This window comes from Corynebacterium sp. CCUG 65737 (assembly GCF_024454115.1).
Lineage (GTDB): Bacteria > Actinomycetota > Actinomycetes > Mycobacteriales > Mycobacteriaceae > Corynebacterium > Corynebacterium genitalium.
Genome location: NZ_JAGPZB010000008.1, coordinates 95,482 through 108,935, shown reverse-complemented (window position 1 = coordinate 108,935; position 13,454 = coordinate 95,482). Strand labels below are relative to the sequence as shown.

Genomic DNA, 13,454 nt, shown 5'->3' with positions numbered 1-13,454 from the left:
ATTTTGCGGTATTTCGACCCAAACCTTTTAAGAGAGAGACACAGACACGCATTGCAGGCACATGTCTACGACACAGAGCGTCCTCGTTGAGGGCACGCTGCAGGGGTTGCAGCTATGTGACACGGGACACAATCGCAATCAAGGTGTCTCTTCTTATTTAGATTTTCTTCAAAAAGTGGAAAAATTACGAAACGAAAACCATTTACGCTGCTCAACGTATGTTTTTGTGTTTCGTAGTTTTGTTCTTTTCGTTTACGAGATTACGAAATGACCCGCAAATACCTACCGTGACCTGCGGTGATGTGTTTCGTATTTTTCTGCGTAATTTCACGTCGCCCGAAGCAGACACCCTGCCGTGTGCTTGCTGCAGGGCTGCGGCCGTCCCTCCATGTGGAGCGTCAGTGTCGATGCTGTAACTTAAACGTACATACATTTGTGGCGCTCTCGTTACGTGTCTGTGCATTGCCGAGCTCTTTACTGTTGTGTGTGGGCGCGCAGCCGTAGTGTCCGTGCCACTCCGAGTAGGGCGCGTCGTACCCCAAACCCATGTTCAATTAAATTCCAATCCAGAGAGGTCTTGCACTGTTGCGGTGCGGTTGTCTTCTTTCTCACCGTATTGGACCCTGCGAAATTAATTGGATACGATAGGCCCATGTTGATTTCAGGTTCCGTTTTCATGCGGCCGCTCACCAGCCGCTAAGGCGGTTTTCTCCCTCCCGCAGGTTAGAAACCGCTCCGGTCCTTTAGCCGGGCGGCCATTTGCCATGCCCGGCTCCGTTTCAACTCCACGGAGCACACCTGATGTCTACATACGGATACGGCCGTCACGAACATGGCCAAAATTTTCTCACAGACCACAAGATCATCAACTCCATCGTCGATCTTGTAAAACAAACCTCCGGCCCCATCATTGAGATCGGGCCAGGAAGCGGTGCCCTCACTCACCCGATATCCCACTTGGGGAGGGCAATAACGGCAGTTGAGGTAGACGCAAAACTAGCTGCCAAACTCACAAAAAAGACCGCCTCGGCGTCGGTCGAAGTGGTCCATGATGATTTCCTCAACTTCCCGTTACCCGCCACTCCCTGCGTCATTGTGGGAAACATTCCCTTTCACCTCACCACTGCCATTCTTCGAAAGTTGTTGCATGCGCCGGCATGGACTGCCGCTGTACTCCTCATGCAGTGGGAAGTCGCTCGCCGCCGGGCCGGGGTAGGTGCAAGCACGATGATGACAGCTCAGTGGTCCCCATGGTTCACGTTTCACCTTGGTTCCCGAGTACCAAGGTCTGCTTTCCGGCCACAGCCAAACGTTGACGGGGGGATCTTAGTGATCCGCCGGGTGGGTGACCCGAAGATCCCGATAGAGCAACGCAAAGCCTTTCAGGCGATGGTGCACACCGTTTTCACCGCCCGGGGACGCGGGATAGGGGAAATTCTCCGAAGGGCAGGGTTGTTTTCATCACGTTCAGAGACACAATCATGGTTGCGCTCGCGAGGAATCGACCCCGCAACCCTACCTCCCAGATTGCACACCAGCGACTGGATCGATCTCTTCCAGGTGACTGGTTCCTCTTCACCGCGCCATCGGCCCATTTCACAATCGGGAAGTAGTCAACGCCCTCCTCAACGGAAAAATCGAGGCCGGCGGCGGTAATCCCCCCACCACCAAAACCGAAATCCACCAGTAGTAGTGAACGACCCATGTTCGTCTACCGTGAGCCGCGTTATGGCAGTGACGTGTTCTCGTCGGGCACAGTCATAGTTCCCGGCGTTGCCAGCGACAGGGTTCTACACCCAGCAGCGGGACCGATCAAAATCACCCGCACGGGGAACGACCCTGCTGGTGGTTTCGATTTTGATGAAAGCGAGGAGACATAGCCCCTCGCCAACTCCCCGTAGCTGGCGAACAGTAGCTCCTGGCGCTGGCGCTCGTTGGTGAGTTTGCGTGCCACATCGAAAGCCTTATCGACTTCCCGGTCCAAGTTGTTGTGGGCCTTGAGCAGAATTGGGTCCATCGATAACGGGTTGTAGTGCTCCGCGAGTGACCGCTGGGGGTGCCGCTCGCGTGCCCGCAGCACCAACTGTCCAGCGTCGATGATTCGCTGCTGCGCCTTCTCATCTAGTTCACACAGAGCTGGTCCGCAGTTGTAGCTCCCGATGTACTCCGAAAAACGGAAAAAATAAATAGTGGGGATACATCAACCTTCCACTTTCCATTCTTCCGGCTCAGAGTATTGAGGGGTCTGGGACCGGGTCCGTAAACCCTTTATGTTTTTCGCGCACAGCGGTTTTTAGCGACGCACCCTATAGGTTTTCCGCAGAACCTATATGTGTTTCTGTGCACCCCCATATGTTGTCTGTTTCTAGCGGTATTTCGTTGTACTTTGCGCATCGAATAGTTATTTATCGACGACACTCCGTCGAGTTCAAATTTAACGTGTAGTGCTTAACCTCTGCGATGAACTCTTTGATCCCGGGACGTGATGAGGACTGGGGCTATTGTGCTCCCCCGAACGCTACGGCCCGGGGACACGAGGCTGTGTCGCAGGTGCAAGCGAGAGGACCAGGAGCGAAACACAGACCGCTGAGTCGACGCAGTCACGGTAAAGACGGAGCCGTCTAGGCGGTGCTCGAGGTTGCGCGAGATACGGTGACGCTGGGCGTCGGTAAGCGATGCGCATTCGGCGACATCGATGGAAAGCTGGACTTTGCCGTCCGTCGTGTTGATGCCCTGGCCGCCTGGAGTCGACGATTTCGCGAAACGCTCCGCGAGATCGGCGGCGATGACCGCGCCGTCGGGGATCCCCGGGCCGGGCGCTATGGTCAGGTCGTTCATGCCGCCCAGCCTAGGTGCCCACAACCCTTTCTCGTCTCGGCGGAAGCGGAGACCGCGTCGCGACGGCCGGGATCCAGCCTCAGTATTATCCTCGTCACCGGTTGATTCGAACGCTTTTTGCTCCTCCTTCTCCCGTCGGGCTTCGATTTCAGCGGCCTCCATAGGTGGCAGTGATCGCTGGATCCCTCGAACTACCGGTTCCGATCAGCGGTCGAAGGATTTTCGCAGCAGCCGGACCTGCGGCGCCGGTGCCGCCGCCGTAGCCTGACGAGCATCCCCGCCATGACGGCCATCACGACGGCGGTCCCGGCACCGATGATCCAGGGATTACCGAGGAGCCCACCGACGCCTGCAAGTGCTCCGCCCGCCGCGATGAACGGCAGGCCGCAGCAGAGCAGCGACGGAAGCGCGCAGCATGCCAGCAAGAGCAGCCCGGTCACTGCAGCGACGACGGGACCGGCGCGCCATTCGTCGCGGTCCTGATCGGCGCTCATCGTCTGCTTCAGGATGAGATCTCCCCGATTGCCTGCGTTGCCGTTCATGCGCAGCACGACAGCAGCGACGGGTCGGTGGTGAAGGCCTTCGCGGCGATCCGGATGCCCTCGGCCATGGTCAGGTAGGGGGCCCAGGCGTTGGCGACCTCGGCGACGGTCCTGCCGAGCACGTGGACGCCTGCGGCGGCGAGCTCCCCGGCGTCCTTGGCGACGGCGGTCAGGCCGAGGATCTCGTTCGTCTCGGCGTTCACGACGATCTTGATGAACCCGCGGGTGTCGCGGTTCACCAAGGCGCGGGGCACGTGGTGCAGGGGCAGGACGCGGCAGTCGCAGCGGATCCCCGCGGCGAGGACGTCCTTCTCGGTCATCCCGACCGCGCCGATCGCGGGCCCGGTGAACGTCACCCGCGGCAGGCGGGCGTAGTCGACGGACCGGTCGGCGTCGGCGAACGCGTTCTCGGCGACGAGGGTGCCGTGGTGGGCGGCGACGTAGACGAACTCGGGGTGCCCGGTCACGTCGCCCGCGGCCCAGACCCGCGGGTTCGAGGACTGCAGCCGGTCGGAGACGACCACCTCGCCGGAGTCTCCGGTATTCACCCCGACCGCATCGAGGTTCAGGCCATCGGTGACGGGACGGCGTCCGAGGGCGACCAGGACCTGGTCGGCGCGGAACTCCTGCGAGCCGCCGGACAAGGCGGCGGTCACGACGGCCTCGCCTCCCGTGGCGCGGGAGACCCGGGTGGGCACTGCGCGGCTGACGACGCGGATGCCCTCGTCGGCGAACACCTCCTGGAGCGCCTTCGACACCTCCGGCTCCTCCTTCGAGGCGAGCCGGGACCGCACGAGCAGCGTGACCTGCGAGCCGAGGCGGGCGAACAGCTGCGCCTGCTCCAGGGCGACGTAGCCGCCGCCGAGCACCAGCAGCGACTCGGGGACCTCCGTCAGCTCCATCGCCGTGGTCGAGGTCAGGTATCCGGTCTCCTCCAGGCCGTCGATCGGCGGTGCCCACGGGCGAGAACCAGTCGCGACCAGGTAGTGGTGGGCCTCGATGGTCTCGACGCTTCCGTCGGATCCGGCAACATCGAGAACCGGCGCATCAGGGGTGCCCACGAACGAGGCGTCGCCGCGGAGGACCTGCCAGCCGTAGGAGTCGGCGACGTCGGCGTACTTCTCGCCGCGCAGCGACTCCACCAACGCTTGCTTCCCAGCGATCAGCGCGGGCATGTCGACGGGATCCGCCGTCGTCGCGATCCCGGGGAACCGGGTTGCGGCGTCGACCGCGACGTGCCGCGCGCCGGCCGCGGCAATGAGCGCCTTCGACGGGACGCAGCCCGTGTTCACGCAGGTGCCGCCGAGCGTCCCGCGCTCGATCATCACCACCGACTTCCCGAGCGTGCTGGCGCGGATCGCAGCGGCGAACGCGCCGCCTCCCGATCCGATGATGGCGAGATCGTACTTCGTAGGCATCGCTGCTCCTGTCAACTCTTGGCTTTCTGCTCTGTCTCAGCCATACTGGACCTTCCAGTGCAGGGGAAGGTCAAGCGCGGCCACGGAGGGAGACAGTAATGTGGATCGGAGAACTCGCCGAGAGGGCGGGCACTACCGCGAAGACCCTTCGCTTCTACGAGGAACAGGGCCTTCTGCCCCCGACCGAGCGCACGCCGTCCGGATACCGCGACTACGCGCCCGAGACGGTCGCTCGGATCGACTTCATCCACCGCGGCCAGGCCGCGGGCCTCACCCTCGCCCAGATCCGCCAGATCCTCGACATCCGCGACGGCGGCCATGCGCCCTGCGAGCACGTGCGCGACCTGCTTGACGTGCGCCTCGCTGAGATCGAGCAGCAGATCGCGCAGCTCTCCGTGCTGCGCGACACTATCGCGGACCTTAGCCAGGACGCCGCGCACCCGGATCCTGAAACGTGCAGCACCGATCAAGTGTGTAGGTACTTGTAGACGGCGGGAGTCAATGACTCAAACGCTACAACCCCGATATGCGCTAGCGCATGTCGATGCCGCCGGTGCCCACCTCGATGATTTTGGTGGTGGCCGCGATAGCACACAGCAGCGGCATCGGGGCGGAGGCCTGCAGCGCGAAGTGGTGGACTCGGAAGGACGCGTTGTTCACGCCGATTTCGTCCGCAGCCTGGGTGATCTCCAGACGAGTCTTGGCGATCTTTTCCGCAGATGGCCCGCACTAGCTGCCGAAGGCGTAATGCCCGAAGCTTAAGAAGCCGAACGCTTTCATTGGATAACACTCCTTTTGATGGTGTTAACGAGAGGGAGTAACTTTGCAACGACATACCGTGGAGTTCAAATTTAACGTGTAGCGTTATTGACGCTTCGCGTTATGGGGGATAGGGTGAAGCATGATCCAGTCGTTCGCTGACAAGGACACTGAGCGTCTGTGGAATCGAGAGCGGGTTCGCTCGATCGATTCCCGCATTCACTCAGTAGCGCTGCGCAAGCTTCGCCAGCTTGGGTACGCGCAGACTCTTGATGAGTTACGGATTCCCCCGGGAAACCGGCTCGAGGCGTTAAAAGGTGATCGGCGGGGTCAGTTCAGCATACGAATCAACGACCAGTGGCGGATCTGTTTTCGGTGGTCCGCCGCGGGGCCAGAGGAGGTTGAGATCGTTGACTACCACTGACAAGCTCCCTCCGGTTCACCCCGGTGAGATCCTCATGGAGGACTTTCTCAAGGAAATGGGGATCACCCAGCACAAGCTCGCCGTCTCCATCGGCGTTCCGCCCCGCCGGATCAACGAAATTGTTCACGGTAAGCGCGCTGTAACCGCGGACACTGCTCTTCGTCTAGCGAAGTTTTTCGAGATGAGCCCCCAGTTCTGGCTCGGGTTGCAGACCCAGTACGACCTGGATGTGGCAGAAGACAAAATCCTCGCCGAGATCGAGCGAATTCAGCCGGTTCACGCTGTCTCGGCGTAGCGGTTACCCGAACCAGGTCCGTCAGCGTGAGGATATGCACGCGGATGATTCGAACTAGGGAATTTGGGGCCGCCGTCGCGTGGACTTGAGTTCCGAGCGCCGCTTTTTCGCTTCGAGACGGCGTCGCACCGAGCCGCGCGTCGGCTTCGTCTTCCGCCGCGGGGGAGGCGGCGGGGCGAGCGCCTCCCGCAATAGGGTGGCCATGCGCTCGCGCGCCTCAGCACGGTTGCGGACCTGAGACCGCTGCGTCGACGCGCTCACGGTGAGCACCGTGCCGTCCAGGCGGTGTTCTAGGTTGCGCAGGGCGCGGCGGCGTTGGGCGTCGGAAAGCGATGCGCATTCCGCGATATCGATGGAGAGCTGCACTTTGCTGTCCGTCGTGTTGACGCCCTGGCCGCCCGGGCCCGACGCCTTCGCGAACCGCTCCGTCAGATCCGCGGCGGCGATGACGAGGCCGCCGGGGATGCCCGGGCCGGGTGCGATGGTCAGGTCGTTCATACCGCCCAGCTTAGTTAGAGTTGTTTCCGGATCAGACCCGCCGTGCGAGATCAGGGTAGTGTACGACCACTCCGTCACCGTCGACCTCCAACTCGACGTCGACTCCCCGTGTTCTGCTTTTGTATCGGACAGTTTCAGCATCGACGGAGCGGTAGTACTGGTCTGATGCGATCACCTGGAGGGACGGTATATCAATCCAAGCCATGATCAGCTGCGTTTTCGGAACCTGAGTCTCAAGCAGCGTCAAGCGACGAATAGGCATTGTGTTGGTGAGAGGGCACAGACCGAGATCGCGATCGAGTGCGGCTTTCAGGTCGGCTGACTGGACGATACCGGGGGGATGGTGCGAAAAGGCAGGTAGCTTTCGACTGAAACTCGGTCGAGTTCAAGTTCAACGTGTAACGCGGGGTGTTAATGACGCTTCGCGTTATTGGGGTAGTTTGAAGCGTAGCTCAGTAGTTCACCGACAAGGACGCTGAACGATTGTGGAATCGAGAGCGAGGTGGAGATTTTGACTACCACTGCCAAGCTCCCCCTATACATGAACTAGCCCCCGAAAGTTGGACTGGTTTAATTCTAGGCTGTGAGGGGTTCAAGGGTCTGATTCTGATACTGCATCGGGGTCAGGCCCTTTCAGCGAACTTCGTGCTCTCAATGAAAACTGCTCCCCACTAGTCGGTAACTGATTTCTCAGTCCAACTAATGGGGTGCAGTTCACCCCAGGCTGGCGGGGTTTTTACTTGTGCTCATTGCTGGCCACCGCCCAGGAGCCGAGCGAGACGGTGGATCTGCTGATCACTCAGCGGGGGAGCAGCGGCGATGCGGCTCACGGCCGACTCGATATCCTCAAATGTCGGCTGGCGGCCGGTGGGGCGTTTGAGGGCCTCGAGGTCAGCCCTCTCGATCTTGATGCGCCCACCGATTTTCCTGGCGCGCAGATGCCCCTCGGAGATGTACTTGCGGAGGGTGGAGTAGCCGCCGAAACCTTCGGCCACCGCATCCTGCAGGGTAAGAAGTGTTTTCTCGTCTTCTAGTGACGGTAAGGCGAATGCGCCCATGGAAACTCCCGGTAGCGTTTCTCCTTCCGTCAAGAAGGCGCTACCGGAGCCAATCGGCGCTCCGGCCCGGGGTCCATCCCCTCAGGCGTATTCGGCGAGCCCGTTCCGTCGCGCGGGCCAGTGGCGACCATTGTCGCCAGACGTCCAATCCAATGACGCCCCAGGCAATTACTCCCGTCATGCTGCAGATGAAGGATAGTCACACCAGCACAACGTGACACCAGAATAACACGGATGAGCGGCCCAGAGCGTGACTGAGCGCTGTGAAGTTGTAGTTATGTGAAACGTGGTGGTCCAGTTCAACATATAGTGCTCTGCCGTAATTACTCTTCTGATATTGATCAATTTGGGGCTGCGCGTTCAGGTATAAGTAATCGGTTATCCATTAAACTCTCTAAAGCTGGATCTGGAGCGACCTTGTTTATGGGGAGTAACTTGCGCGACTGGAGGCGTGTCCCGTGAGGACTAGAGCAGGCTACATTGACCGAAGTAAGCTGAAGAACTGGGCCGATACTCGTAATTCGGAGTCTGAACTCCCGCGTCTGGTTCGTCGTCTCATCCTTGAAACGACACCGGGGTTGGTCCAGCTAGGGATGCCCGCAGGCGACGGCGTGGCAGCAGGGGATTGGGACGGTTCTGTTCGGGCAACCGAAGCGACGGCTTGGGTTCCAGATGGTTTGTCGGTATGGGAGTTGTCGGTTAATTCCAGCCCTAACAAGAAGGCCGATGAGGACTATTCTAAGCGAACAGACACTCCAGACGGCACACGGACCGCTGAATGCACCTATATCGAAGTGATCCTGCGCACTTGGACGGCACGGGACAAGTGGGCTACAAATAAGCGAAACGACCAGGTCTGGAGAGACGTCAAGGCTTTCGGGCTTGATGATATCGAGACCTGGCTTGAGGCCGCCCCAATTACATGGGCGTGGCTGTCGGAAGAACTGGGGCTTTCTCCATACGGACTTCGCACCGGTCTGACCTGGTGGCGCGATTGGGCAGCACAAACGAATCCAACATTGATACCGAAAGTTGTGCTCGCCGGTCGAACTGACACTGCCAAGGATCTTGAAGACCGGCTTGGTTCATCCGGCTCCGTCACTACGATTGCTGGCGCCTCGATGGAGGAAGTATGCGCCTTCATCGCTGCGATCGCCGTCAACCTTGATGACCAGGGCAGCGGCCAGATGCTCGCACGGCTCGCATTCGTCGACGACATATCCACATGGAGGCAGTTGACAACCTCGTCCCAACCGCTCGTCTTGGTCCCTCGCAGGCCCGAGTTGGCAAGCGAGATCCCCGCAGGTACTGTGCACAACTTTTGTGTGCCGGTTGTCTCCAACGAAGGTGCCGACGTCACACTTCCAGCGTTGGATGCTGCTGAGGCAGCAGTCGCGCTGACGAGCGCCGGAGTCACAGATAGAGATAGGGCCGATGAGCTCGGTAGGCTCGCACGGCGAAGCTTGACCGGTCTGCGGCGAAACTTGGCTGTAAAGGCCGTCCTGCATCGACCGACCTGGGCTGATGCGAGTCCGTCCCGAAACTTCCGATCAATCCTGTTGGTTGGCTCCTGGGGAGACAATGCAGAAGGGGATCGTTCGATCCTCGAGGCGCTCACGGGAACCGACTACGAGTCGTTTAGAGAGGCGATCACAGGAACAGCCGACAATCCTACCGATCCTCTGGTAATCCGCACTGGCGAAGCTTGGCATCTTGTCTCACCGGTGGATGCTTGGATGCTGTTGGTGCCGAAGCTGACTCACGATGACATGAAGCGGTTCGAGACCATCGTCGAGAGGGTCTTCGCAGAGGATGATCCGGCCCTCGACCTACCGCGGGATCAACGGTGGAGAGCATCGATTGATGGCAAAACCCGTCGCTACTCCGGTGACCTCCGCCGCGGCCTCGCTCAGTCGCTCGCTCTATTGGGAATGTACGGCGAAACTGTCGTCTTGTCGGGTGGAGTATCAGGGTCAGACTTCGCAAACTATCTGGTTGGGAAGCTACTCGAATGGGCGCCGACAGATGATACCGGGCGAGCGTGGCAATCATTAGCTGACATCTTGCCCCTCCTCGCTGAGGCCGGGCCGGACGCCTTCCTCGATGCGGTCAGTGCAGCAACAGCGGGCGATGCCCCTCTATTGGCCACCATGTTCCAGGACAACGCCGACGAATCGGGAATCTTCTCGGGCGGAACTCCCCACAGCAATCTGCTGTGGGCGCTCGAGTGCGTGTCCTGGTCCTCTGATCATTTCGGACGTGCTGTCGATCTCCTGGCACGCCTTGACGAGATCGATCCGGGTGGTCGGCTGGCTAACCGTCCCGCGGCCTCTTTGGCTGCAATGTTCCGCCCGTGGCATCCAGATAGCTCTGTCGATCCTGACCGGCGACTTATTGTCCTCGACACGTTGCGCCGAAGACGCCCTGGCGTCGCCTGGAAGTTGGAGTGCAGCATGCTTCCTGAGGGGCACGGGACACATTTCCCGATTAGTACACCTGCGTTCCGAACTTGGAGGCCGGACAAACTATCTGTGACATACGGCGAATTCTGGAAGATGACGACCGCCGCGGTAGAGCGTTGCATCGAAGATGCTGGTCAGGATGCGCAGCGCTGGTCAACGATCCTTTCTCACACGGCAGAGTTACCACCAGCAGACCGAGCGCGAGTGGTGGATGCTCTCGAATCGATGGCCGACCAGCCGCGGTTTACGGCTGACTTTCGAGAAGCGGTGTGGCGAACCCCTGGTGGACCTCATCGGCCGTCATCGCAAGTTTCCGGATGCTGCCTGGACACTTCCCGACGAGGAACTCGGCAAGCTCGACGCACTGGCAGCGCGCTACCAGCCGAGGTCTGCGTATGTCCGACTGATCGGACTCTTTCAATCATGGACTCCGTATATCGGCGCTCACAAACAAGATGATTATGAAGCCTTTGAACGTGAGCTCGGGCGCCGACGCGTCCAAGCCGTAGAGAAGATCGAGGCCGAGGGCGGTTTTGACGCCATCACGAGACTGGCACGAGACGCGTCGGTGCCGGGGGCCGTTGGTATCGCCTTGGCGAAAATCGGCTCGTCGCACGATGATGAGTTGCTCGGTTGGTTGACGTCTGCCGACCAGGATCTCGCCAGCACCGCGATGTCGTATTTCTCGACTCGCTATTCCCTAGAAGGTTTCGCTCTGATCACAGACTTCCTTGAACAGAGCGATCTTACGGTCGATCAACGTGTTCGACTCCTGCTTGTCGCGCGCGACAACCTCGCGGAGGTATGGGCTCTGGTTGATACGGACCCGGATCTTGAGGCCCGGTACTGGAGGGCATTCCAGACAATCGGCTTGGGGCAAGACATTGACAAGATCGACGAGATTGCTGAGCACTTGATCCAAGTTGGCCGCCACGCCGACGTTGTACATCTCATGAGCATGTACACCCACATCGACAAGGACGGTCCGCGTCCCCAGGTAGCGAAACTCATTGTGCGAGCACTGGACGGGCTCCTGGCAGATCAAAGTCCATCTGCCGCTGCTCGTGATCTATCGTCCTATGATTTTCAGCGGCTCTTCGCCTACCTCGAAGCTATGCGCGAGCACCTTGAGCCTGGCTGCCTTGTTCGACTACAGTGGTCGTACCTTCCGGCGCTCGGCTATGACGCGAGAGTCCCAGCGCTATCCGAAAGCTTAGCTGCCGACCCTGCAAAATTCGTCGAGATCGTGTGCACTGTTTACCGTGCCCGGCCGAGCGGCGAGGACGAAGAAGGCGCCGAGGACCCGGCTGGCGAAGAACAACACGACGCTTCCCTGGCAACCAATGCGTACCGCTTACTCAATGCATGGGACACACCGCCCGGCCTCGTCGATGGCGTCATGAATGCCGAGGTGCTTCGAGCCTGGCTTGATCGAGCTATGGAGCTCCTGGCTGAACGAGGCCGGACCGAGGTCGGCCTGCAGCAGATTGGCCAGGTTCTCGGCCACACCCCACCAGACGCTGACGGCACCTGGCCGGGCAACGTCGTGCGGGATCTCATTGAAGAAGTGCAGCTTGATCACATTGAGACCGGTTTGTGCCTCTATATCCTTAATAGTCGTGGAGTTACTAGTCGCGGCTTGGAAGACGGCGGCGAGCAGGAGCTCAGGCTTGCTGCGGACTATCGAGTCAAGGCCCAAGCATTCGCCGACATCGCGCCTCGAGTGGCTGGTTTGTTTAGGAGAATCGCTGCCTCGTACGAAAACGACGCACGACGGAACGAGGAGGACGCAGAACGTTTCCGGCGCGGGCTGCACTGAGCGGCATAAATCGCGTCACACAGCGAGTTTGCAGGACACTGTGAGCTGGAGTGTGTATGCACATCGCTCGAGACGTTATAAGAATATGGAATGTGGTCGAGTCCAAGTTCAACGTGTAACGCGGGGTGGAGAAGCTCCCCCTGCACGTTACTTCTGAAACTGCTGACCTTTCGATCGCAGTCATTGAGCCCCGTGGCCGACAACAGGTTCGAGTCGATCCAGCTAGCTGGCCTGCTGGATGAGGATAAGCTCGCGGGCGGCATGCGCGTGAAGCTGACCATTCTCGATGGGGAGTTTATGGAGGGATGATCGATTGGCTGAGCATCACACGGCCATCGTCGTCGGTGGTGGCCAGTCCGGCCTAGCCACGGCATACTACCTGCGGCGCTTCAAAGTGGACTTCTTGGTCTTAGACAATCAAGAGGAACCCGGCGGAGCGTGGTTGCACGCGTGGCCTTCACTGACGCTTTTCTCCGCCGCGGAGTTCTCCAATCTGCCCGGCTGGCCTATGCCGCAGTACCCGGGGTACCCGCCGGCACGCCATGTCATCGACTACCTCGAACACTACGAACGGCGCTACGACCTCCCGGTTCGGCGCCCAGTGCGCGTTCGCAGCGTTTCTCTTGATGGTGGGGTGTTCCATCTGGACACGTCTGCCGGTCAGTTCACAGCAGAGCACGTGGTCGCGGCCACAGGCACGTGGTCCGCGCCCTTCGTGCCCCACTATCCTGGCACCTTCCGCGGACGCCAGTGGCACTCGTCGACCTACCCCGGGCCTGAACCATTCCGCGGCGCGAAGGTCGCGGTGGTCGGTGGGGCGAACTCGGGTGCCCAGATCGCTGCCGACCTCATCGGGACGTCGGAGGTCACATGGTTCACGCTTGAGGAGCCTCGCTGGATGCCTGATGATGTCGATGGCCGTGATCTTTTCTGACGCAGCCGCCGTCGGATTCTCGGCGGTGATTCCGACCCGACCCTCGGGGATATTGTCGCGCTTCCTCATCTACGTGAGCTCCGCAACTCCGGTCAGCTCACCGCTACCCCCATCTTCGATAGCCTGAGCGAGCTCGACCACGACCACTTGATCTGGTGCACTGGTTTCCGTCCAGCCCTCGGCCCATTCCGCCACCTCATGCGCGGCCGCGAAACCGCGGTGAAGAATCTGCATCTCGTCGGTTACGGCAACTGGACCGGCGACGGTTCGGCAACGCTGATGGGTGTCGGGCCCTTTGCCAAACACACTGCCCAGGTAGTCGCGGGCCGTGTCGATGAAGCTCGGCACCAAAAGTTTTGAGATGACGCTTGGTCCCTGAGCAGCTCGATCCTTCCATGATCCGCGTT

General features: G+C 60.1%; 12 protein-coding genes and 2 pseudogenes. 6 read left to right on the top strand and 8 right to left on the bottom strand.

From position 1 onward, the window contains the following. Positions 1-801 precede the first annotated feature (801 nt). Positions 802-1,656: a 23S ribosomal RNA methyltransferase Erm gene (gene erm / locus KBX17_RS07945; protein ID WP_016456425.1), complete on the top strand. Its 855-nt coding sequence runs from the start codon at positions 802-804 to the stop codon at positions 1,654-1,656. Between the two features lie 70 nt (positions 1,657-1,726). On the opposite strand, the gene KBX17_RS07940 is transcribed toward erm, so the two are convergent. From KBX17_RS07940 to merA, 4 genes are all read right to left on the bottom strand, one after another. Next, entirely contained in the window at positions 1,727-2,080 is a 354-nt protein-coding gene (locus KBX17_RS07940) for a type IIL restriction-modification enzyme MmeI (RefSeq protein ID WP_016423158.1), read from the bottom strand. Between the two features lie 368 nt (positions 2,081-2,448). Beyond that, positions 2,449-2,838, bottom strand: a complete 390-nt coding sequence (locus tag KBX17_RS07935; protein ID WP_256003520.1) for a peptide chain release factor I — start codon at positions 2,836-2,838, stop codon at positions 2,449-2,451. A 191-nt stretch (positions 2,839-3,029) separates the two neighbouring features. After that, the gene (locus KBX17_RS07930) at positions 3,030-3,380 is read right to left on the bottom strand and encodes a hypothetical protein (protein ID WP_005293255.1); all 351 of its coding nucleotides are present in this window, start codon (positions 3,378-3,380) and stop codon (positions 3,030-3,032) included. Next, positions 3,377-4,798, bottom strand: coding sequence for a mercury(II) reductase (gene merA / locus KBX17_RS07925; protein ID WP_255995704.1), 1,422 nt, complete (start codon positions 4,796-4,798; stop codon positions 3,377-3,379). Before merA ends, KBX17_RS07930 begins: the two co-directional genes overlap by 4 nt. A 98-nt stretch (positions 4,799-4,896) precedes the next feature. On the opposite strand from merA, the gene KBX17_RS07920 reads away from it, so the two are divergent. Then, the gene (locus KBX17_RS07920; protein WP_005290994.1) at positions 4,897-5,286 is read left to right on the top strand and encodes a heavy metal-responsive transcriptional regulator; all 390 of its coding nucleotides are present in this window, start codon (positions 4,897-4,899) and stop codon (positions 5,284-5,286) included. Positions 5,287-5,332: 46 nt separating this feature from the next. On the opposite strand, the pseudogene KBX17_RS11490 reads toward KBX17_RS07920, so the two are convergent. Beyond that, a pseudogene (locus KBX17_RS11490) lies at positions 5,333-5,578 on the bottom strand (alkane 1-monooxygenase); the annotation flags it as partial. 121 nt (positions 5,579-5,699) lie between these two features. Here KBX17_RS11490 and KBX17_RS07910 point away from each other — a divergent pair. After that, on the top strand, positions 5,700-5,981 hold the full coding sequence (locus KBX17_RS07910) for a type II toxin-antitoxin system RelE/ParE family toxin (protein WP_005290974.1): 282 nt from the start codon (positions 5,700-5,702) through the stop codon (positions 5,979-5,981). A 34-nt stretch (positions 5,982-6,015) separates the two neighbouring features. Continuing rightward, positions 6,016-6,276 carry a HigA family addiction module antitoxin gene (locus tag KBX17_RS07905; RefSeq protein WP_040424570.1) on the top strand — a complete coding sequence of 87 codons (261 nt, stop codon included), beginning with the start codon at positions 6,016-6,018 and terminating at the stop codon, positions 6,274-6,276. A 54-nt stretch (positions 6,277-6,330) separates the two neighbouring features. Here the strand turns inward: KBX17_RS07905 and arfB are convergent, their stop codons facing one another. The 3 genes from arfB to KBX17_RS07890 form a co-directional block, all read right to left on the bottom strand. After that, entirely contained in the window at positions 6,331-6,774 is a 444-nt protein-coding gene (arfB, locus tag KBX17_RS07900; protein ID WP_255995702.1) for an alternative ribosome rescue aminoacyl-tRNA hydrolase ArfB, read from the bottom strand. A 31-nt stretch (positions 6,775-6,805) separates the two neighbouring features. Next, positions 6,806-7,057 (bottom strand): putative glycolipid-binding domain-containing protein, encoded by a 252-nt coding sequence (locus tag KBX17_RS07895; RefSeq protein WP_256019284.1) that lies wholly within the window; start codon positions 7,055-7,057, stop codon positions 6,806-6,808. Positions 7,058-7,520: 463 nt separating this feature from the next. After that, positions 7,521-7,832, bottom strand: a complete 312-nt coding sequence (locus tag KBX17_RS07890; protein WP_255997035.1) for a helix-turn-helix domain-containing protein — start codon at positions 7,830-7,832, stop codon at positions 7,521-7,523. Positions 7,833-10,433: 2,601 nt separating this feature from the next. Here KBX17_RS07890 and KBX17_RS07885 point away from each other — a divergent pair. After that, positions 10,434-12,113, top strand: a complete 1,680-nt coding sequence (locus KBX17_RS07885; RefSeq protein WP_256019273.1) for a hypothetical protein — start codon at positions 10,434-10,436, stop codon at positions 12,111-12,113. 286 nt (positions 12,114-12,399) lie between these two features. Next, positions 12,400-13,407 (top strand): annotated as a pseudogene (locus tag KBX17_RS07880) (NAD(P)-binding domain-containing protein). The last annotated feature ends 47 nt before the right edge of the window (positions 13,408-13,454 follow it).